The organism is Streptomyces barkulensis (assembly GCF_002843305.1).
Taxonomy (GTDB): Bacteria; Actinomycetota; Actinomycetes; order Streptomycetales; family Streptomycetaceae; genus Streptomyces; species Streptomyces barkulensis.
Genome location: NZ_PGSG01000029.1, coordinates 126,197 through 146,776, shown reverse-complemented (window position 1 = coordinate 146,776; position 20,580 = coordinate 126,197). Strand labels below are relative to the sequence as shown.

Genomic DNA, 20,580 nt, shown 5'->3' with positions numbered 1-20,580 from the left:
GTGCTGCCGATCGACGCGGCGGCGCACAGCAACCGCTGGCGCCGCCGCCACCCCGTGGACAAGGCCGTGCTCGGATTCGGCCTCACCTCGCTGGCGCTCTGCCTGCCGCCCTGGCCGGGCGCGGCCCTGGTGGCCCTGACCGCGCTAGCCGTGCTGCTGGGCCCGGCGGGCGTGCCCGGACGCAGGCTGTGGCGCGCCTGCCGGGTGCCCCTGGGCTTCTGTGTGACCGGCGCGGCCACGCTGCTGGTCCAGGTCGCCGGCCCGGAGGGGCTGCTGTCCCTCGCCGACGACGGCCCGGCCCGCGCCGGGGAGCTGCTGCTGCGCACCTCGGCGGCTTCCCTGGGCATGCTGCTGTTCGCCTTCACCACCCCGATGTCCGACCTGCTGCCCCGGCTGGTGAGGGCCGGCGTACCCGCGCCGGTCGTGGACGTCGCCCTGGTGACGTACCGGATGAGCTTCCTGCTGCTGGACTCGGTGCGTCGCGTCCGCGAGGCGCAGGCCGCCCGGCTCGGGCACACCACCCGGGCCGCGGCCTGGCGCTCCCTGGCCTCTCTCGGCGCCACCGCCTTCGTACGCGCCTTCGGCCGGGCCGCCCGGCTCCAGGACGGGCTCGCCGGACGGGGCTACGACGGCGCCCTGCGGGTGCTGGTGCCCGAGGCGGGCGTCTCCGCGCGCTTCACCTCCGGCAGCGTCGCGCTCCTGGGTGCCGTGACCGCCCTCACCTTCGCCCTGGAAGGACCGCTGACGTGAGCGAGCCGGCACTCGTGGCCCTGCGGGAGGCGTCCTTCTCCTATGAGGACGGGCCGCCTGTGCTCAGCGGCCTCGACTTCGAGGTGCGCCGGGGGCGCACGCTCGCCCTGCTGGGCCGCAACGGCAGCGGCAAGACCACGCTGATGCGGCTGCTGAGCGGCGGACTGCGGCCGGACGCCGGTGAGTTGATCCTGCGGGGGCGGCCCGTCGCCTACGACCGCAAGGGGCTGACCCGGCTGCGGACGACCGTCCAGCTGGTCGTGCAGGATCCGGACGACCAGCTCTTCGCCGCGTCCGTCGCCCAGGACGTCTCCTTCGGGCCGCTGAACCTCGGGCTGCCGGACTCCGAGGTGCGGGCGCGAGTGGACGAAGCGCTGACCGCCCTGGACATCGGCCACCTGGCCGACCGTCCCACCCATCTGCTCTCCTACGGCCAGCGCAAGCGGACCGCGATCGCGGGGGCGGTCGCGATGCGGCCGGAGGTCCTGGTCCTCGACGAGCCGACCGCGGGGCTCGACCCGGACGGCCGGGAGCGGCTGCTCGCCACCCTGGGCGGACTGTGCGAGGGCGGCACGACGGTGGTGATGGCCACGCACGACGTCGACCTCGCCCTGCTCTGGGCCGACGACGCCGCGCTGCTCACCCCGGACGGGGTGCGCACCGGACCGGCCGCCTCGATGCTGGCCCGCACCGGTCTTCTGCACCGGGCGGGGCTGCGTCTGCCCTGGGGCGTCGCGGTGGAACGGCTGCTGCGGGCACGGGGCCTGCTGACCGCCGCCGACGACGACGGCCCCCGTACTCCGGAGGAGCTGGCCGCGCTCGTCCGTACCGGTGCCGCCGCCTCCCGGCCCCGCTCGGACGGCTGACGCGCCGCCGGCGGGCCGGCCGGGGCATGCCGGAGGGCATGCGGACAGGAGGAGCCCCGGTTCGAAAGGGTGCTTCCTCTCCCCCGCGAGCAGCCGGTGACGGGAGCGGACGGACACCGCACGACGGAAGGCCATTGGCCGCGACACACCGGGCCGCATAGAATGAAAGGCTGGCTTTCCCGCGCGAACCCGCGCGAACCCGCGTGAACCCGCTTGAACCCGCGTGAACACGGCCGGACACCGCAGGGGATTCAGCGGTGTTCCACCACCCGCCCCACCAGGAGAACGACCGTCTTGTCCCAGCAGACCCCGAACGCCGCCGGCCCCGAGCTGCGGGCCGACTGCGAGAAGTGCTTCGGCCTGTGCTGCGTGGCGCTGCCCTTCGCCCGCTCGGCCGACTTCGCCGCCGACAAGGCCGCCGGCGCCCCGTGCGGCAACCTCCGGCGGGACTTCCGCTGCGGTATCCACGAGCGGCTGCGCGACAGCGGTTACAACGGCTGCACGGTCTTCGACTGCTTCGGAGCCGGGCAGAAGGTCTCCCAGGTGACCTTCGGGGGCCGCAGCTGGCGCGAGGAGCCGGGTTCGGCCCGCACGATGTACGAGGTCTTCCCGGTCATGCGGCACCTGCACGAACTGCTGCGGTACACCGCCGAGGCGCTGGACCTGCCGGCCGCCCGGCCCGTCCGCCGTGATCTGCGTCGCGCCTACGACCGGATCGACGCGCTGACACGGGACACGGCCGAGTCGCTGCTCGCAGTCGACGTGACGGCCCTGCACCGGGAGGTGAACGCGCTGCTGCTGCGAGCCGGTGAGCTCGCCCGCGCCTCGGTGCCCGGCCGCAGGAAGGACCTCCGGGGCGCCGACCTCGTGGGCAAGCGCATGCGGAACGCCAGGCTGCGCGGCGCCTGCCTGCGCGGCGCCTGCCTGATCGCCGCCGATCTGTCCGGCGCGGACCTGCGGGAGGCGGACCTCATCGGTGCGGACCTGCGGGACGCGAACCTGTGCGGCGCGGATCTGACGGGAGCCCTGTTCCTCACGCAGCCGCAGCTCAACGCCGCTCGCGGAGACCGGGCGACCCGGATCCCGGCGGCGCTCCGGCGGCCCGGGCACTGGGCCGGGTGAGGCCCGGGGCCACGTCCCGCCCGGCTCCGGTCCGCACCACCGCCCGGGGGCCGGAGCCGCCGTCACCGAGGGCCACGAGGCAGTGGTGAGACGTGTCCTGTCACCGGCTGCCCCGTGAGCCGTAGGGCTGGAGGAGCTGGTCGACGGGCGCGTGGTCGTCGGTGAGCGGCCGGGCGTCGCCGATCCAGGAGGCGAGGCCGTCGCCGGTGGCGATCTTCCAGCCGGTCCGCCGGGCGTCCAGTGCTTCCTGGGTCGCGCGCGGGTCGACCGGCCGGTCGGAGGCGAGCACCACCAGATTGCCGCCGTCGGCGGCGGCCGGGGCGAGACCGATGTCGGCGGGTTCACCCATCAGGGCGACGTGCTCGAAGGTCTCGGCGAGGGTGGCCGCCTCGGCACGTGCGAAGGCGAGATCACCGTGGTCGATGAGGTTGGCGACGTACAGGCCGTCCTCGTCGAGCACCCGCCGTACGTCGGCCAGCGCCTCCACCGTGGTGAGGTGCCACGGCACGCTGACGCCCCCGAAGGCGTCGCCGACGACGAGGTCGCGGCTGCCGGTCTCCAGCCGCCGCAGGCCGAGCCTGCCGTCCTCGACCCGTACGTCGACACCGGTCTCGTCTCCCAGACCGAGCCGTTCCCGGTCGATGCGCACGACCCCGCTGTCGATCTCGGACACGACACTGCGCGTCCCCGGCCGCGTGGCCGCGAGGTAACGGGGATAGGTGAGCCCGCCGCCGCCCAGGTGGTGGGCGGCGAGCGCCTCGCCCTCGGGAAAGGCCGCGTCGACCGCCGACGCGATGGCGCGTACATACGTGAACTTCAGGAAGGTCGGGTCCTCGATGTCGACGTAGGAGTGCCGCAGGCCGTCCAGGACGAGTGTGCGGCCGCTGTCCCGGTCGGGGTCGGCGACGACCCGTGCGCAGTGGTATCTCGTCTCCACGTCGCAGCCGCCGGGCACGGCCGTGGCGGCCAGGCCGCCGGCGACGACCGCGAGCGTCAGGGCGGGTGTGCCGCTCCACCCGCGCGTTCGCCACTCGACCAGCGCCGAGCCGGCCACCAGCAGTGTTCCCAGGCCGATCAGGATGCCGCTGACCGGCAGTCGCGACACGAGGACGAAGCCGGTCAGGACGGTGCCGAAGATGGCGCCCGCGGTACCGACGCCGGACAGCCGGCCGACGACCGTTCCGGTCTCGGCGAGGCTGGTGAGACGCAGCTTGGTCACGATCGGCGTCACCGCGGAGAGCAGCGCGCCCGGCACCAGGATGGTCAGCGACGCGATCGTCAACAGCGCCGGCGGCGCCCACTCTGCGGTGCCGCGCAGTACGGCGGGGGTGAGCGCCACGACCGCTCCCGACACCCCGAGCGAGGGGCCCAGGAGCCGGCGTGGATCGACCCGGTCGGCGACGCGCCCGCCCAGCCAGGAGCCCAGCGCGATCGCGGTGAGGGCTATGCCGATCACCATGGTGCTGGTCTCCAGGGTGAGGCCGAGGTAGGGGGCCAGCAGCCGCAGGGCGACGATCTCGACCACCAGGACCGCGGCCGAGGACCCGAACACGAGCACGGCCGCGGCGCGGGATCCCAGACCATGGCCGCGGGGCACGGCCTCGGCGACAGGCGGGGAAGACGATTCGGTCACAAGCGACATCCTCGCATGTGCCGCACCGGCCGAACGGACAGGACGGGAGCCCTTGTTGCCCGGCGGTCCGCCCACCGCGGGCGTGCCCCGCGCGTCGAGGGCGCGGGGCACGGCCCGGGGCGCCGCGGTGCGGGCGGGACGGACCGGTTCGGCCCTCCCTGTGACGGGCATGCCGTGGTGGGGGCCGAGCGCGCCCGCCTCTCCGAGGACGGGTTCGGTCCGGACGCCGCGGCGGTGCCGGCCCCAGGGGAACCCCGGCCGCCGCACGGCCGGGGTTCTCCTGGGCGGTGAGTGCGGGCCGGCGGGTGGAAGCGCCCACGCCGTGGACCGCTCCCCCACGTGCCCGCGGACCGCACCGCACCACGGTCACCGGGGAACGGGAGGTCAGCGCCGCAGGGTGAGGACGCCCGGCCGCCACGGCAGCCGGTTGTAGTCGCCGCCCGCGTTGGGGTCCTTGCCCTGGTAGAGGAACTGCAGGTTGCAGGGGTCGATGGTCATGGTCTGGTCGGGGTTGTCGCGGACCAGGTCACCGTGGCTGATGTCGTTGGTCCAGGTGGCGCCGCTGTTGGCCTTGCCCGCGAAGGGGTTGCTCTCACTGGCGGCCTGCGGGGTCCACGAGCCGCTGAGGCTGGAGGCCGTGAAGGACCGGAAGTAGCGCCCGTTCGCGCCCATCGCCTCGACGATCATGAGGTACTGGTTCTGGCCCTTGACCTTGTAGACCTGCACGCCCTCGAACAGGTTGGCCTTCGTGTCGCTCATGATCGTCGTGTACGACGAGCCGAAGTTGCCCGGGAAGTTCCCCAGCGGCATGCTCGCCCGGTAGATCTTGCCGTTGTCACCGGCGAAGAACAGGTACATGTTCTCGTCATCGGCGATCAGGGTCTGGTCGATCGGGCCGGTGTCGGAGCCGGAGATGCTCCCGGTGAACAGCGGCTGCGGGGAGGACCAGCCGTTGGGGTCGGTGGGGTCGCTCGACGTGCGGTAGATGAAGGGCCACGCCCCCCACTGGTACGCCAGCACCCAGATGTTCCTGGGCGCGAAGTAGAACAGCGTGGGCGCCACCGCGGCCTGGTTCATCCCCCTCTGGCCCGCCGACGCCATGTCCGACCAGTTCGTGAAGGGGCTGAACATCATCGAGCCGTACGACGATCCCGACGCGCTCGTCGCGTAGACCAGGTTCCTGCCGTTGTGCTTGACGGCGGTGAAGTCCTTCACCGCGTCCCACCCGTTCGCCGGCTGCGCCAGCACACCCGTCGACGACCACCGGTACGTCGAGGGCAGGGAGCACACGCCGTCCGTCGGCGGCGTCTCGGACAGGCCCGTCCACTTCTGGTTGCCGCCGCCGTTGCACGTCCAGATCTGCACCGCCGTGCCGTTGGCCGTCCCCGCGCCCGCGGCCTCCAGGCACAGCCCGGACTCCACACCGACGATCGTGCCGTCGGAGTTCACCCGCCACCGCTGGTTCGCACCGCCGGAACAGGTCCAGATCTGCACCCGGGTACCGGCCTCGGTGGCGTGGTCCGGAACATCCAGGCACTTGTCGCCGTACACGGTCAGCTGATTGTCGTCCGTCAGCGTCCACTGCTGGTTGCTCCCGCCCCAGCAGTCGTAGATCTGCAACTGTGTGCCGTTGTCCGTGCTGCCGCCCAGCACGTCGAGGCACCGGTTCGAGGCGACACCGCGTAGGGCTCCGCTGTCGGCCGCCTGGGCCGAGGGGGCGACGAGCATCGCCGCCAGCGCGGCCAGGGCCGCGGCCGCGGCGGCGAGCGCCGCGGACGGATGCCTGCGGATGGAACTTCCTCTGCGCATGGGGACTTTCCCAACCTTGAGTGGGCGGTTCCGGCCGGCCTCGTCGGAGCCCGGCCGGACTGTCGGTGTGGTGCGGTGTGCGTGCGGGCCCGGGTACGGGCCCGGGCGCGGGCTCCGTTCAGGCCGCACTCGGCGCCGAGGTCCGCAACGGCGCAGCCGAGCGGCCGGCGGTCCCCGTACGCCGGCCCGTACGAGCGCAGGACGGGCATGTCCGGCGCACGACGGCGGGAGAGGGATCCGTGAGGCCACGACATACGTATGCGGCAGACTCCTTACGGCTCGGCGTTCGGGGCGCGCCCCGGAGACGCACCGCTGTGCATCGGAGCGATTCCGGATGTTCGATATGTCGAACGTTGGTCGGCTTGTCGAGCAACCTGAATGATAAGGAGGAGGCGGACGGCGTCAACACCTCTCGCATGCGCCGCCTTCGACGGCGGAACACCCCAAGGACCCGCGGAGAGGCGGCGTCCGGTATCCGACAGGCCGCGACAAGGACCTCGGACGGGATGCCGGGCGAAGTCGGGTCGCGGGACGGATCCCAGCCGGTTCCGCAGCGGGTCCGCAGGCCGTTCGGGAGGAGATCACCGCGGTGGCCGCCGACTCGGCCGGGTCCGGGTGGAACCTGTGGGGGAGAACGGGGCCGGGGTGGTGCCGGCGGGCGGCGGCCCCCGCCGTTCACCGGCCGCGGCCGTCTCCGCCGGCGCGACTCCCCGCACCCGTACCGCCCCTCCCCGGACACGGGCCGCGTCCGGGGAGGGGCGGTACGGGTGCCGAACTCAGGCAGGTCGGCCGAGGTTCTGGAGGAACTTCGCCGCGATGGGGCCCGCGTCCGCGCCTCCGGACCCGCCGTCCTCCAGCAGCACCGCCCAGGCCAGATCGCGGTCCCCCTGGAAGCCGATCATCCACGCGTGCGTACGCGGCGGGTCCTCGCTGCCGAACTCGGCCGTGCCGGTCTTGGCATGGGGCCGGCCGGGGACGCCCCTCAGCTCCACTCCCGCCCCCTCGGTGACCGTCGCCCGCATCATCGTGCGCAGATCGGCGGCCACCGCCGGGTCCAGCGCTTCCGGTGCCTCGTGCTTCTCCTTCACCACGTCCGGCACCAGAACCGGCTGCTTGAACTCGCCCTCCTTGACCGTGGCCGCGACCGAGGCCATCACCAGCGGAGAAGCCTCGACACGCGCCTGCCCGATCATGGACGCGGCCTTTTCGTTCTCGTTCCCGGGAACCGGGACCGCACCGTCGAAGGTCACGGCTCCCACGTCCCACACTCCACCTATCCCGAAAGTCCGGGCCGTGTCCTGGAGGGCCGAATTCGACACTTCGTCCCGCGCGTTGACGAAGAAGGTGTTGCACGAATCGGCGAAGGAGTCCTTGAAGGTGGAGCCCGCCGGCAGCGTGAACCGGTCCTGGTTCTCGAAGCGCTGACCGTTGACGTGAGCGAATTCGGGGCAGTTTGCGACGTCCTCGGGACGCATACCCGCCTTCAGCAGCGCGGCGGTGGTGACCACCTTGAACGTCGAGCCCGGCGCGTAGCGCCCCGTCAGCGCGCGGTTCATTCCGCCCGGAACGTTCGCGGCGGCCAGGATCCGGCCACTGCTCGGAGCCACGGCAACGATGGCGGCCTTCTTGTCCACACCTTCCAGCGCCTCGGCAGCCGCGACCTGGACGCTCGGGTCGATGGTGGTCTCGACCGGTTCTCCCCGGTCGCCCTTCTCCTCGCCGAGTCGCTTCACCGCACGCCCCGAGTCCCGGTCCGCGACCACCACCGACTTCGCTCCGCCACCGCCCCCCGTGAGCTGCTCGTCATAGCGACGCTGGAGCCCCGAGACACCCTTCCCGCTCTCCGGGTCGACGGCGCCGGTCAAAGACGACGCCTGGAGCTCGGCACCGGTCGAGTCGAGGATCTTCGCGCGTTCCCGGGACTGCAGCGCCAGGGTCTGGCCGTGCTTCATCTCCGGATGGACCGTGGGCGTGGTGAACTCCACCTCCCACCCCCCGTCCTTTTCCTTCCGGGCCACGGCGCTTGAATTCCACGCGTACTCGCCCACACCGGGAATCCGCATCTCCACCCTGAAGGGAACCTTCACCTCCCCCTCAACTCGTTCGGCGACACCATCGACGGCGATTTCGGTCTCCGTTGGCTTCAGATTCGTCAACACCGAGTCGATGAGCGATTCGGCGGCGCCCGGAGCATCTGTGTAAGAAGCCGCTTCGCCGGCGTCCCCGGCCTCCCACGCCGCGAGGAACCCTTCCACCCGCTCAGTCGCCGCCGCCACTTCCGCATCGCCGTCATCGCCCCGCGCGTTGTACACCCAGTATCCGGCACCGGCCACAATGGCGACCGCGACTAAAATTCCGAGGACCGGACGCCGGCGCGCAGAACGCCTTCCCCGCGGAAACTGAATCCCTTGTGTCATATCCCCATTGTAGGAGCCACCTTCCCGGCTTCCTCGGGAAAAGTTGTTTCAAGCCAGCACCACGACACGCCACCACCGGCAGCGACACACGGCGCAAGGCGAAGAGATCGCGTGCCGCCCGCACACATCACCGCACAACGTGGACAAGAAGCCGCACAGCACTCATAAATTGCTTGTCCGCCGAATACCTCCCCGCATCCCGGTCGGCGGCTCACTCCAACCGTCCGTCGGCACGGCACCGGCCGGGCTCCGAATCCCGCTGGATTGGCCGAAATCCAGAAGCCGGGCCCGGCTCGGCCGACGGCCTTCCAGGAACTCACCGCCGGCCCACCGCCGGCCCACCGCCGGCCCGGATTCCCTGCCGTCGAACGGCGTCACGGTCTGCCACGGGCCGCCCTCCGCCGGGGTGAGTCCGCCGCTCGCCCGTGCTGTCGGCAGGAAGCCGCACCAGGACGGTCGTCGACGGCGGGCGGCCCCTCTCCGAGTCCGTCCGGGACACGCCGCGAACGCGCTCCGACACCACTTCGCCCCCCGGGGCATCGCCACCGTCACCCGCCGCGATGCGGATGCGGTGCGCTCACTCCACCGCGGCACGCCCTCGGCGTCTCACCGCCCACCGTGTACGAACTCGCAGGCCGTAGCCGTGACAGAGGTTCGGGCCACGAGTCGGTCTGGCCGGTCCCGTCCGCCATTACGGCTCGACCCGGCCTCAAGCCCGCTTTCCTACCATCCGTCGCATGCGGATATTCGTCACCGGTGGTACGGGCTTCATCGGATCGCAGCACGTCAGGGCCCTGTTGTCCGGCAGGCTTCCGGGACCCCCGCGGGCGGTGCCCGGGTCACCGTGCTCGATGTGCTCGGCCACGGCGGCGACATGAGGAACCTCGCACCGGTCGCCGGGCATCCCGGGTTCTCGTTCCTCCGTGGTGACATCCGCCTCGCGGAGCCGGTCGACGAGGCGGTACGCGGGCACGATGTGATCGTTCACTTCGTCGCCGAGTCGCACGTGGACCGGTCCATCGAGGATGCCCGTGACTTCGTGTCGACCAATGTGCTCGGCACACAGGTACTGCTGGACGCCGCCCGTCGGCACGGTGTCGGGCGTTTCGTGCATGTGTCCACCGATGAGGTCTACGGATCGATCCCGGTCGGCTCGTGGACCGAGGAGCAGCCGCTTGCGCCCAACTGACCCTACCTACGCGGCGTCCAAGGCCGCCTCCGATCTGCTGGTGCTGGCCGCGCACAGGGCCCACGGCCTGGACGCCGTGATCACCCGGTGCTCGAAACAACTACGGTCCGTACCGGAGTCCGGAGAAGGCCATACCGCGCTTCGTCACGAACCTTCTGCAAGGCCGCCGTGTCCCGCTGTACGGGGAGGGCGCCAATGTCCGCGAGTGGCTCCACGTCGCGGACCACTGCGCGGCCACTCACCTGGTGCTGCGCGGCGGCCGGGCCGGCCAGGTCTACAACGTCGGCGGCGACACGGAACCGACCGGCAGGGAACTGACCGCCCACTTGCTGGAAAGCTGCGGGGCCGGCTGGGAGATGGTCGAACAGGTCGCCGACCGCCCCGGCCACGACCAGCGGTACTCCCTGGATATGGCCAAGATCCGAGAGGAACTGGGCTTCATCCCCGAGCAGCCGTTCGAAACGGGCCTCAATGAGTGAAGAAATAAACCGAAGGGGATTACCCATGACCGCCCAGACTCTGCCCAAGGCCGGCAAGGAAGTACGCCTGGCGCGCTATGTCACCGACCAGCCGTCGAAGGAGAACTTCGAGGTCGCCGAGGTGGAGGCCACCGCGCCCACGGTCGGCAACGTGGTGGTGCACAACCGGTACCTTCAGGTGACCGCCGTGATGCGGGACCTGATGACCGAGGACCCCGGGCTGCCCATGATGCCCGCCTACAAGGTCGGCGAGCGGCCGTGGGGCGGCGCGATCGGCGTGGTCGTGGCCTCGGACAGCCCCGACCTGGCCGTGGGCGACACCGTCCAGCACCTGGACGGCTGGACCGAGTACTCCACCGGGCCCGCCGACCAGTACTTCAAGGTCGAGCCCGCCTGGTACCCGGGTCTGGAGTACTTCCTGAACCAGGGCATCACGGCGTACCACGGCATCGCCGATGTCGCGGAGGTCGGCGAGGGCGATGTGGTCTTCGTGTCGAACGCGGCGGGCGGTGTCGGTTCGCTGGCCGGCCAGATCGCCAAGGCTCGGGGGGCCAAACGGGTCATCGGCTCGGCCGGCAGCGCCGAGAAGGTGGCCTATCTGACCGAGGTGCTCGGTTACGACGCCGCGTTCAACTACAAGGACGGCCCGGTGGCCGAGCAGCTCGCCGAGCTGGCTCCCGACGGGATCGACGTGTTCTTCGACCTGGTCGGCGGTGAGCACTTCGAGGCCGCCGTGCAGGTGGCGGCGCAGGGTGCCCGGTTCGCGCTCGGGGGCGCGGTCTCCGCGCAGACCGGTGACGCCCAGGGGGCGTTCCCCCGGCTGGACGTCATGACCGGGATCGTCCGGCAGATCGTCATCAAGCCGTTCTCCACCTACCACACACCGGAGCAGGTCCAGGCGTGGAACCAGCACTTCGCCCAGTGGCTCCAGGAGGGGAAGATCGTGCTGCCCTACACCGTGGTGGAGGGCGGCGTGGAGGCCGCGCCCGAGGCGCTCATCAACCTGCTGCGCGGCACCTACAAGGGCAACGTGCTCGTCAAGATCTCCTGACGGCCGGCACTGAGCGGCTCCCGGGAAGGAGTCTCCTTCGAGGATCGACCAGATGACGCCGGCGGCGCCGGCTGAGGAGGGGAATCCGATGATCTCCGAGGAGCTCGGCCTGGACGGTGTCCACCTCGTGGGGCCGAATGTGCACGGCGACGCGCGCGGTTCCTGGAACTGTTCGTCGGCGAGAAGCTGCACTCGGCGGCCGGGCGCCTCATGCCGTGCGACTGCCGCGCGATCGGATGTGTCCACACCAGGAGCGCGGGGAGCCCCGTCGGGGCAGGGTGACCAGGTGGGTCGTCCCCTGCCCCGACGGGGCCCGGTCGGCCGGGCGGCGGGTTATCGGCGCCCGGCCGAGGCCGGTGCGGTGTGCGGCGCTCTCCGGCTCAGCCGAAGTTCACGTCGCTGCACCACATGTAGGCCTGGTCGAGGTGCGAGGCCTGCCAGATCACGAACAGGATGTGGTGTCCGGTGTAGCCGGAGGTGTTGACGTTGAAGCTGATGTTCTGCGCCGGGGCGAAGCGGCCGGTCTGCGTGATGAAGTCGAGGTTGCCCCAGCCCAGGGTCTGGGTCTTGGGGTCGAAGCCCTGCTTGCTCACGTAGACCCTGAAGTAGTCGGCACCGTGGGACGCCTGGTCGTGCAGCTGGACGGTGAAGTTGTTGCTGACGTTGGTCGTCTTCCACGGCCCGGGCCTGTTCAGGCTGGCGTTCCTCGAGAGGTTGTTGCTGCAGAGCGTCCCGTCGGGGGTCCGCGCCTGGAACTGGCCGCCGAGGCCGTCGCGGAGCGCGCTCATCCAGTTCCACATGGTGTCAGGGTTGGCCTGGAACGCCTGGTAACACATGGGGTCTTGGGTCTGCATGGCCGGGTCCATGTGGTTGCCGCCCCAGGTCTTCCAGCACTGGTACGCGCGGGAGGCGGGGTTGACGATGGTGCCGTGAGCCTGGGCGGGGGCCGTCCAGGTCAGTGCGCCGACAACCACGGCGAACAGCATGACGAGCGCCTGGAGAGGCCGGCGGAGGGCCGACCGGGAACGCCCGGTTAATGGGCTCTTCTTACGCATGTGGGGGGAACTCCTTCCAGTTGCGGTGCACCATGGGAGCGCTCCCAACGGTACGACTTCTGAGTGAAATGTCAATGAAGCAAACGGAGTCGATTACGGAAGTGGGCGGTGAGCAGGGAACCTTCCGGAAGCCGGGAGCCAGAACCCTCCCCCGGCCCGGAAGGCGAGGGTGCGGCCCGGACCGGCGCGCGGGGCGACGCCGCGCCACGGAGCCGGAACCAACCGCGCGAATCCCGCCACGGCGACACCGGGAACATGCCTGACCAGCGGAGACCAGCAATCACATCCGGAGGGACACCGTCTCCCCCGTGACGACTGGTCATTACGAGGGTCTTGCAGATCCTCCGGGCCGGCGGGGGAGACTGCCCCACGACCGTCCGCCCGGTCCCGGGCAGCACCACACCGAGCGGGTCGACCGTCCCCCCATCGAGATGAGGTCTCATGAACCGAAACCGAGCCACCGTCAGCGCGGTCACCGTGACCCTGTTAGCCGCCGGCCTCGCCGCCGGCCCGGCAGCGGCCGCCACCACCGAGGCGAAGGCCCGCGTCGGAGCCGACTGGGCGACTCAGTCGATCGTCTTCACCGCCGCTGCGGGACAGACCAACAACCTCAGCATATTCTCCATGTACACCAGCGACGGGATCCGGCGGATCGGCTTCAGCGACGTGGTCCCGCTCGCGCCGGGCGACCACTGTGCGTACTCCAGGCCCGAGGACACCACCTCCGTCGTCTGCGAACTACCCGCCGACAGCCCCCGGCCCGACAGGATCGACGTCTTCCTCGGCGACGGCGACGACACGATCGCCGCCTTCACCCCCGGGATCGGCACCGTCAGGGGCGGCCCCGGCGACGACGAACTGCACGCCCACACCGCACGCAAGGTGCAGGGCGACGCGGGGAACGACATGGTCATGGGGCCCGCAGCCCTGCACGGCGGCGACGGCATAGACCACCTGATGGGTGACAACGGCAACCAGCGGATGTGGGGCGGCCGGGGCGACGACATGATCGAGGGCTATGGCGGTGACGACACCGTGCACGCCGGCCCCGGCGACGACCACGCCATGGGCGGGGACGGCCGCGACATCCTCCTCGGCGGCCCCGGCAGCGACACACTGGACGGCGGAGATGGCGACGACCTCGTCTGGGGTGGCACCGGAAAGGACACCCTCGAAGGCGGCCCCGGCCGCAACATCCTCCTCCCGTAAGTGCGCCTCCATGCGCGAAGGCCCCGGCCCGCGGCGCGGACAGCGTCGCGGGCGCCGGGCCACCACCGCCGGCGACCCGCCACCCGAGCCGCGTCACACCGCGAACGCCGCGGACGGCAGGTCTCCGCGCGACACGAGGTGCCCCGGCGGGAGCCGGGTCCTCCTCACCTTCCTTCCGTGACCACGTCGGATACACGCGGAACACTTCCAGTGTCATGACTGCGGCGACTGCGGCACCGGTCCGGCGAGTCCACGCCGGTGCCGCCCGAGCGAAGAAGCCTTCGACCGGAAGGGGGACCACAGGGAGCGCAAGTGGCCCGGAGGCGGCCGCCGAGAGTGACGTCCAAGGCGTTCGAGGCGTTCGAGGCGTTCGAGGCGTGCTTCCGGCGACGCCCCCGGCGCTGGAAGCCCTCGCCGGCCGGGTCCGGGCTCATGACCGCACCGGGTCAGGCCGCTTCGGCGGACGAAGCGGCCGTTCCACCCGGTGGATGGCCGCGAACAGGTCGAACGCGGTGCCCGGCTCGGTGGAACCTCAGGTCAGGAACTCCTCGGCGCGGGCTTGAGGATGGCCACGCACTCCACGTGGTGGGTCATCGGGAACGCGTGCGAATCCATGCCGCCGAATAACCCGCAGGTCAGAAGGGTGTTCTGCATCCTGCGCGATGGTCTTCCGGGCGGGGAGCGCCAAATGAGCGTCACGCGAACCTGTCGCATCGCCTCAATCCCGAGAGGCTGCCCCAAGGGCGTCCACTTCGCGATGCCACCGCTGCCGGCAGCACGGCATGTACATTCCCCTCTTCTACACCGCGTTCTCCTGGAGGACGACTGCACGCTCGGACCCAGGGGTGGGCGCATCTTCAGCTACGAGAGGGCGGCCGGCCACCTCGTCGGCTCGGAGTTCGCGGAGCTCGTGAAGCTCGTGAAGCTCGGCCGAGTCGGAACCGTGGGGACCAGCGTCGAGCGGTTGAGGGGCTTCGGGTTGCAGCGTGCCCGCGAGGGATGCAGCGTCGTGCTGGGATTCGGAACGAGCGACGAAACGCCCCGCGAACGGGCCGTACGCACCCGCAGTCGCAGCGTGAAGAACAGGCCGAAGGTGAACTCCTGCTCCCCGGCCACCTCGCAGCAGCGGTGAGCGTTCGCGATCTCCGAACGTGCCGGTCGGAGGGGCTGGGGCGAGTCTCCATGAACTCGCTGGGCTACCCGATCCCGTAAAGACCCGGCAGGTCGACCAGCAGGAGATCATCGCGGCGAGCCGCTGCGTCGACCAGATCGGGATAGAAACCGTGGAGGGAGAACAGGGCCAGCGTGGCGCCCGTCGTGTCGTAGCCCTGGTCGGTGAGCAGGCTGCGGATGTGCTCCAGGCGTTGCAGATCGCCGGTGCCGCGGCGGGCGGCGGTGGCTTTGGCCTCGCCGATCAGGGCGATCCGGGCGCGCGGCGCCTGCGGACGCTCGCCCAGGGCGAGGGCGATGACGTCGACCTCGTGCTTGGTGCGGGCCGCCGGGTCGGCGACCTCGGTGGTACCGACCGGACCGGGCAGACCGCCGGGGAGCAGGGTGTGGGCGTAGCGGCGGGTGAAGGTGCGGGCGAGGTCCTCGAAGTGCGGGCCGAGGATCTTGGAGTTGAAGGTGGGAGCGGCTGCCTGCCACGCCTGTTCGGCGAAACCCTGCTCGACGGTGGCCGCCTGCGGCAGTGTGATCAGCTGGTTGAAGCGGATCACCGGGTCGGCCAGGGTGATCACCGGGTGGCGGGGGCGGAGGATGTCCTGCTCGCGCTGGACGTAACCGGTGGACTCGAGGACATCGAGCGGGTGAGTGACGGCGTTGCGCTGCCGTTCCAGGGCCGCGCCGATTTTGGTGGGTGTGGTGGCGCCCTGTGCGATGGCGGTGAGGATGTCGTAGTACAGGGTGTGATGGGTGATGCGCGGGTCCTCGCGCAGCAGGTACTCCGTCTCCGTGCGTGAGTACACGGCTCGCCCGGGGTCCAGAAGCGTCCGGGAGAGCCAGGCGGCGAAGCCGTCGTTCGGGTGCGGACGGGCGGCCACCGGCCGGTAGCCGGGCGCCCCGCCGAGGACGGCGTGCACCTGTAGGGCGGTCAGCGGGTCGTCGATCTGCCAGAACTTCCTTGCCGCCCGGTAGTCGAAGGCGCCCAGCCGCAGATCGACCACCGCGCGGCCGCGCAACGGCTTCGTCCCCGACAGCAGTTCGTGCATCACGCTCATCGCCGACCCGCAGAGGATCACCCGTGGTCCGGGACCGGCTCCGGTGCCGCGCTGGCGCTCGTCGTAGAGCTGCTGGAGCACGCCCGGGATCTCGGAGGAGTGCTGGAGGAGGTACGGCAACTCGTCGATCACCAGCAGTGGCGTTTTCGAGCGCACGGTGACGTCCAGGGCGTTGGCCAGGACTTCGCGCCAGTCGGTCAGCCGCAGCGTGCCCGGGCGCAGCCCGGCGTGGACCGCGATTGCGTCGCTGAACCGCTGTATCGCCGGCAGCCGTCCCTCCTCCCGCACCGCCGTGACGTACAGGCCACCGATCCGCTCCGACAGAGCCTGCAGGAGGTACGACTTCCCGTAACGCCTGCGCCCCGACACGATCCCCAGACGCATCGCCGGGTCCGGGTCCGTGACGAACTCGGTGAGCAGATCCCACTCACGATCGCGGTCGACCACGTCCGCAGGTTTGGTCAGCACGCTCCCACTCACCGAAACCTCCATCATCCTGCCCCACTACGACGGAATGCGTCTAAGTGTACTTAGACGCATTCCGCACGACCCTGCTTGGTCGAGATCGGCTGGGAGCACCGCCGGAGCGAGGGTCGCGGAACCGTCCCGGCGACTCCGCGGCAAGGCCGCGTCGCGCACATCACGGCACGCCGCTTCCACCGGCCCCGCCGTGGGGAGCCGGGCGTCACACGGGCGTCAGGACTCCGGGCGAGGCCCTCGCACCGCAGTGGGAACGAGGGACGCTTCGCGACAGAACCGCAGGTCAGGTCGCTTTCGTGGGTGAAGCGGCCGTTCCACCCGATGGAGGGCCGGTAACAGGTCGAGCAAAGTCCCCGGTTCGACGAACTCGCAGGTCAGGAGCGCTTCGGGGCGGGCTTGAGGATGGCGACGCACTCCACGTGGTGGGTCATCGGGAACACGTCGGCACTTCCCTTTGAGATGAAAGATGCAGGTCAGGGGCCCTTTCATGAGCACTGGGAGGCCGCTTCCAAGATCGGAGCGTCAAACGAGCGTCACGATTTCGGCATCAATCGAGGTCTCGTGGCCGACCGACGATCAACAACGAGAGTGCTTACGATCCCCACAGATCGCGAACCGCGCCGGAGCCGGTGGTCGAGGCTCCAGGTCTCCATAGCAGTGATCTGCCGCGCGCGGCCGGACCTTCACCGCCCGGCCCCGGGACGTCGTCGGAGCTGGGCACGCCCGGCGGAATGTGTCGCGATCGTGTTCGCCCGACAGCCGTTGACTCGGACTGCGGCTTCGACGCCTCCACAGCCGACACCCCGACCAGCCGACGCCTGGACCGGCGTCGCCGGGCCGAGGCGTCGGGCCGAGGCGTCGGGAACCGCTACTTCGTGGCCCCTTGGGCGAAGCCGTTGTAGATGTAGCGCTGAAGGAACAGGAAGACCACCAGGGTCGGCACGATGACGAGAACTGCGCCGGCGGAGATGTTCTCCCAGTGTGCTCCGAAGGGGCCCTTGAACCGGAAGAGGGCTGTCGACATCGTCCCGAGTTCCTCGGAGGGCATGTAGAGGAAGGGGATGTAGAAGTCGTTGTACGTGGTGATGCCCTTGATGATGACCACGGTCGCGATGGCCGGCTTCAGCAGCGGGAAAATGATCTTCCGGTAGATCGTGAAGGCGTTGGCACCGTCGAGTCGCGCAGCCTCGTCGAGAGACCTGGGGATGCCGCGGATGAACTGAAGGAAGATGTAGATCGCCACGATGTCGGTGCCCATGTACAGGAGGATCGGCGCCCACCTGGTGTTGAACAGACCGAAGCTGTTGACCACCTGGAAGGTCGCGACCTGGGTCGTGACGGCCGGCACCAGCGTGGCGATCAGGAACAGGGCCATGACGAGCTTCTTGAAGCGAAAGTCGAAGCGGTCGATGGCGTACGCGGTCATCGATCCGATGATCACGGTTCCTATGATGGAGAACAACAGGATGAAGGCCGTGTTGCCGAAGGCCATCAGCATATGGCCGTCGGTGAAGGCAGTGGCGTAGTTGGAGAAGTTCAGCCAGTTCTCCGGCAGTGCCAGCGCGCCCTGGCCCTCGGAGATCTCCCCGTAGGACTTGAGCGAGGTCAGGAAGACCACGACAAGTGGCAGCAGCACCACGAGGGAGGCGACGATCAGCGACAGATACGTCAGGGCGGTGCTGATGCGCGGACGACGGCGCGCTCGTCCCTGCGTCGGGCGGGCGGGGGCGATGGGAGTCATACGAGATCCACCTTCTCGTCGGGCACGAGGCGGCGCTGGATCCAGGTGATCACCAGGATGATCGCCAGCAGCACCACCGCGCAGGCGGAGGCCAGGCCGGTCTTGTTGAACTGGAAGGCGAACTTCACCGTCTGGATGACGAACGTCGAGGTCTCCGTCGCACCGCCGGTCATGATGTACGGAATCTCGAACACGGACAGTGAGCCGGAGATCGCCAGGATGACGCTCAGGCTCACCACCGGCCGGATGCTCGGCGCGATGATGTGGCGGAACTGCTGCCACCGGCTCGCACCGTCCAGCTGAGCCGCCTCGTAGAGCTCCCCTGGGATCGACTGGATCGCGCCCAGGAAGAGGACGAAGTTCAGGCCCGTGAAGCGCCACACGGAAACGCCGGCCATGGAGGTGTTGGCAGACTCCGGGGTCCCCAGCCAGGCGTGGTCGGTGCCGATGCCGAACCAGGACAGGACCGAGTCCAGCGTGCCGCCGTCCTGGAAGAAGTACAGGAAGACGAAGCCGATCGCGACACCGTTGACCAGGTAGGGGAAGAACAGGATGCCTTTGAACAGGTTCCTGAAGCGCAGATCGAAACTGAGAATGACCGCGAAGTACAGCGCGATGACGATCTGCACCACCGAGGCGGCCAGGTAGTAGAAGCTGACCGCGAACACCCGCAGCAGCTCGGGGCGGGTGAAGATCTCGGCGTAGTTCCCCGCTCCGACGTAGTTGCGGTCCGGGCTGACACCGTCCCAGTCGGTGAAGCTGTAGTAGATCATGTTGCCCACCGGCACGTAGGTGAACGTGATCAGCAGGGCGAGGGGCGCCAGCAGGAACAGCCAGGGGGTGATCTTGCGCATCGGCCGGTCGCGCCATGACGCGGCGGCCCGGGCGCGGGGCCGGCCGGGCAGTTTTCCGGGACGGGCCGGTCCGGCGGCAGCCTGGGCGGGGGGTGAGGCGGTGGAAGTCGTTCGGGTCATCGCGGAACCAGGGCCTTTCGTCGTCCGCTGAGGGCACTGGGGCGCCGGGTCCCGGTCCGAGACGGTGGGCGGGACCCGGCAGGTGCTGAGTTCAGTCGGGATGGGTCAGGAACCGACGGTCTGCCTGGCTTCGGACCATCGCTTGTTCAGCTCCTCGATGTAGCTCTCGAAGGAGCCGTCGGTGGCACCGCGGGCCATGTCGATGAGCTTCTTCCGGTAGTCGGGCTTGTTGAGCCCGATCTCGGCGGCGTTGTCGATGGCGTTGACCTCGGCGGTCTTCGCCTCGGAACGTTCGATCAGTTGGACATCGTTGTCAACGTAGTCCTGGAGCGTCGCCGGCATCGCTTCGGACTTCAGGACGGAGACCGCTCCCTCCTTCGTCGCGTAGCCGGACTTCTCGGTGAACCAGTCGATCCATGCCCGGGCGGCCTCCTTGTGCTCGGAGTGGATGTTGACGGCCTGCTGATAGTCCGAGACCAGGGTGGCGCAGAACTTGCCGTCCTTCTGGGAGGGGACCGGCATGAACCCGATGTCGTCCGGGTTCTGGTCTGCCTTCTCGGCCGCGTCCCGCATCTGGTTGATCGCCCAGGAGCCCAGCATCATGCTGCCGACCTTGCCCTTGGCCAGAAGGGTCTTGGAGCTCTCCCAGTTCGTGGTGGCGGGGTCCTTCTCGGTCAGCTTCTGCTGGACCATGTCGAAGAGAAGCCCGTCGAGGGTGCGGAGGTCGCTGCCCTCGGCCCAGGGCTCGTCCGTCGCCGCAAGCTGGTCGGTGGCCTGGGCGTCGCAGCTGATCGATCCCACACCGTTGGTCCAAGGGCTCTCGAGCGGCCAGCCGTCCTTGAAGTTGGTGTAGTAGGGAGTCGCCCCGGTCTTCTCCTTGACGGTCTTGAGATCGTCGAGGAACTCGTCGGTGGTCGTGGGCCAGTCGCTGATCCCGGCTTTCTTCCACAGGGCCTTGTTGTAGACCAGCCCGTTGGCGGTACCGAAGGTGGCGATGCCGTACGTCTTGCCGGCGACGTCGGTCTTGCCGGTGAAGCGATAGGTTTCCTTCATCGACGAGGTGTCGCCGAGGGGAGCGAAGAACTTCGGGTAGTCGCCCTTGGCGACTGCGGACGGAATCAGAAGGACATCGCCGTAGTCCTCCGTGTTCATGCGGATCTTCACCTCCCCCTCGTAGTCGGTGAGACCCTCGAACGTGACCTTCACCTTGGGGTAGACCTTGTTGAACTCATCGGCGTACTTCTTCATCGTTCCGTCCTCGACGAGGTCGGTGCGATTGGTCAGTACGGTGATGCCCCCCGACGCGTCGTCCGGGTTCGCCGGCGCGGCCGCGGTCTCGTCGGCGCTCGGACTTGCTCCTCCGCTGCACCCCGCAACGGTCAGCATCGCGGCGAACAGAGCGACGCTCAGCGTCCTCTTCCCCATGTGCCCAGCTCCTTCCAAGGATCACGGCTCGGGCTCCGGTGGTGGTTGACGGCGACTATGTCAGCCAGTTGTGAACCGGTAAAGCTCCCCTATCCTCCGCGATACTTAATCGTTACCTCGGGAGCACGCTGACATGTCGAGACCTGCTGATTCTTGCTGAA

At 69.7% G+C, this 20,580-nt stretch carries 14 protein-coding genes and 1 pseudogene; 7 read left to right on the top strand and 8 right to left on the bottom strand.

Annotated features, from left to right (window positions below):
* The 3 genes from cbiQ (at position 1) to CUT83_RS07350 (ending at position 2,738) form a co-directional block, all read left to right on the top strand.
* Positions 1-750, top strand: a complete 750-nt coding sequence (cbiQ, locus tag CUT83_RS07360; protein ID WP_101255073.1) for a cobalt ECF transporter T component CbiQ — start codon at positions 1-3, stop codon at positions 748-750.
* Positions 747-1,616, top strand: coding sequence for an energy-coupling factor ABC transporter ATP-binding protein (locus CUT83_RS07355; protein WP_101255072.1), 870 nt, complete (start codon positions 747-749; stop codon positions 1,614-1,616). Before cbiQ ends, CUT83_RS07355 begins: the two co-directional genes overlap by 4 nt.
* A gap of 294 nt (positions 1,617-1,910) precedes the next feature.
* Positions 1,911-2,738, top strand: a complete 828-nt coding sequence (locus tag CUT83_RS07350; protein ID WP_101255071.1) for a pentapeptide repeat-containing protein — start codon at positions 1,911-1,913, stop codon at positions 2,736-2,738.
* Between the two features lie 100 nt (positions 2,739-2,838).
* Here the strand turns inward: CUT83_RS07350 and CUT83_RS07345 are convergent, their stop codons facing one another.
* From CUT83_RS07345 to CUT83_RS07335, 3 genes are all read right to left on the bottom strand, one after another.
* Positions 2,839-4,380, bottom strand: coding sequence for a fused MFS/spermidine synthase (locus CUT83_RS07345; protein WP_101255101.1), 1,542 nt, complete (start codon positions 4,378-4,380; stop codon positions 2,839-2,841).
* A gap of 375 nt (positions 4,381-4,755) precedes the next feature.
* Entirely contained in the window at positions 4,756-6,180 is a 1,425-nt protein-coding gene (locus tag CUT83_RS07340; protein WP_101255070.1) for a non-reducing end alpha-L-arabinofuranosidase family hydrolase, read from the bottom strand.
* 776 nt (positions 6,181-6,956) lie between these two features.
* Positions 6,957-8,597 (bottom strand): penicillin-binding transpeptidase domain-containing protein, encoded by a 1,641-nt coding sequence (locus CUT83_RS07335; RefSeq protein WP_101255069.1) that lies wholly within the window; start codon positions 8,595-8,597, stop codon positions 6,957-6,959.
* A 737-nt stretch (positions 8,598-9,334) separates the two neighbouring features.
* Here CUT83_RS07335 and CUT83_RS07330 point away from each other — a divergent pair.
* Both CUT83_RS07330 and CUT83_RS07325 read left to right on the top strand, forming a co-directional pair.
* Positions 9,335-10,265 (top strand): annotated as a pseudogene (locus tag CUT83_RS07330) (dTDP-glucose 4,6-dehydratase).
* A gap of 25 nt (positions 10,266-10,290) precedes the next feature.
* Positions 10,291-11,316 carry an MDR family NADP-dependent oxidoreductase gene (locus CUT83_RS07325; RefSeq protein WP_101255068.1) on the top strand — a complete coding sequence of 342 codons (1,026 nt, stop codon included), beginning with the start codon at positions 10,291-10,293 and terminating at the stop codon, positions 11,314-11,316.
* A gap of 380 nt (positions 11,317-11,696) precedes the next feature.
* On the opposite strand, the gene CUT83_RS07320 is transcribed toward CUT83_RS07325, so the two are convergent.
* Complete coding sequence (locus CUT83_RS07320; RefSeq protein ID WP_478079045.1) at positions 11,697-12,371, bottom strand: lytic polysaccharide monooxygenase auxiliary activity family 9 protein; 675 nt, start codon at positions 12,369-12,371, stop codon at positions 11,697-11,699.
* Positions 12,372-12,812: 441 nt separating this feature from the next.
* On the opposite strand from CUT83_RS07320, the gene CUT83_RS31355 reads away from it, so the two are divergent.
* Complete coding sequence (locus tag CUT83_RS31355) at positions 12,813-13,580, top strand: calcium-binding protein (RefSeq protein WP_101255066.1); 768 nt, start codon at positions 12,813-12,815, stop codon at positions 13,578-13,580.
* A gap of 688 nt (positions 13,581-14,268) precedes the next feature.
* Positions 14,269-14,712 carry a hypothetical protein gene (locus tag CUT83_RS07310; RefSeq protein WP_101255065.1) on the top strand — a complete coding sequence of 148 codons (444 nt, stop codon included), beginning with the start codon at positions 14,269-14,271 and terminating at the stop codon, positions 14,710-14,712.
* Between the two features lie 64 nt (positions 14,713-14,776).
* Here CUT83_RS07310 and CUT83_RS07305 read toward each other — a convergent pair whose 3' ends face one another.
* The 4 genes from CUT83_RS07305 to CUT83_RS07290 form a co-directional block, all read right to left on the bottom strand.
* Positions 14,777-16,291 carry an AAA family ATPase gene (locus CUT83_RS07305; RefSeq protein ID WP_101255064.1) on the bottom strand — a complete coding sequence of 505 codons (1,515 nt, stop codon included), beginning with the start codon at positions 16,289-16,291 and terminating at the stop codon, positions 14,777-14,779.
* 856 nt (positions 16,292-17,147) lie between these two features.
* Positions 17,148-18,020 carry a carbohydrate ABC transporter permease gene (locus tag CUT83_RS07300; protein WP_101255063.1) on the bottom strand — a complete coding sequence of 291 codons (873 nt, stop codon included), beginning with the start codon at positions 18,018-18,020 and terminating at the stop codon, positions 17,148-17,150.
* Positions 18,017-18,994, bottom strand: a complete 978-nt coding sequence (locus CUT83_RS07295) for a carbohydrate ABC transporter permease (RefSeq protein WP_101255062.1) — start codon at positions 18,992-18,994, stop codon at positions 18,017-18,019. Before CUT83_RS07295 ends, CUT83_RS07300 begins: the two co-directional genes overlap by 4 nt.
* 105 nt (positions 18,995-19,099) lie before the next feature.
* A complete protein-coding gene (locus tag CUT83_RS07290; protein ID WP_101255061.1) occupies positions 19,100-20,419 on the bottom strand; it encodes an ABC transporter substrate-binding protein in 1,320 nt (439 codons plus the stop codon).
* Positions 20,420-20,580 lie beyond the last annotated feature (161 nt).

Coding starts and splice junctions, on each gene's coding strand:
- CUT83_RS07325 (WP_101255068.1), top strand. CDS start 10,291: ATGACCGCCCAGACTCTGCCCAAGGCCGGCAAGGAAGTACGCCTGGCG.
- CUT83_RS07295 (WP_101255062.1), bottom strand. CDS start 18,994: ATGACCCGAACGACTTCCACCGCCTCACCCCCCGCCCAGGCTGCCGCC.
- CUT83_RS31355 (WP_101255066.1), top strand. CDS start 12,813: ATGAACCGAAACCGAGCCACCGTCAGCGCGGTCACCGTGACCCTGTTA.
- CUT83_RS07310 (WP_101255065.1), top strand. CDS start 14,269: ATGAGCGTCACGCGAACCTGTCGCATCGCCTCAATCCCGAGAGGCTGC.
- CUT83_RS07335 (WP_101255069.1), bottom strand. CDS start 8,597: ATGACACAAGGGATTCAGTTTCCGCGGGGAAGGCGTTCTGCGCGCCGG.
- CUT83_RS07290 (WP_101255061.1), bottom strand. CDS start 20,419: ATGGGGAAGAGGACGCTGAGCGTCGCTCTGTTCGCCGCGATGCTGACC.
- CUT83_RS07320 (WP_478079045.1), bottom strand. CDS start 12,371: ATGCGTAAGAAGAGCCCATTAACCGGGCGTTCCCGGTCGGCCCTCCGC.
- CUT83_RS07300 (WP_101255063.1), bottom strand. CDS start 18,020: ATGACTCCCATCGCCCCCGCCCGCCCGACGCAGGGACGAGCGCGCCGT.
- CUT83_RS07340 (WP_101255070.1), bottom strand. CDS start 6,180: ATGCGCAGAGGAAGTTCCATCCGCAGGCATCCGTCCGCGGCGCTCGCC.
- CUT83_RS07305 (WP_101255064.1), bottom strand. CDS start 16,291: ATGGAGGTTTCGGTGAGTGGGAGCGTGCTGACCAAACCTGCGGACGTG.
- CUT83_RS07345 (WP_101255101.1), bottom strand. CDS start 4,380: ATGTCGCTTGTGACCGAATCGTCTTCCCCGCCTGTCGCCGAGGCCGTG.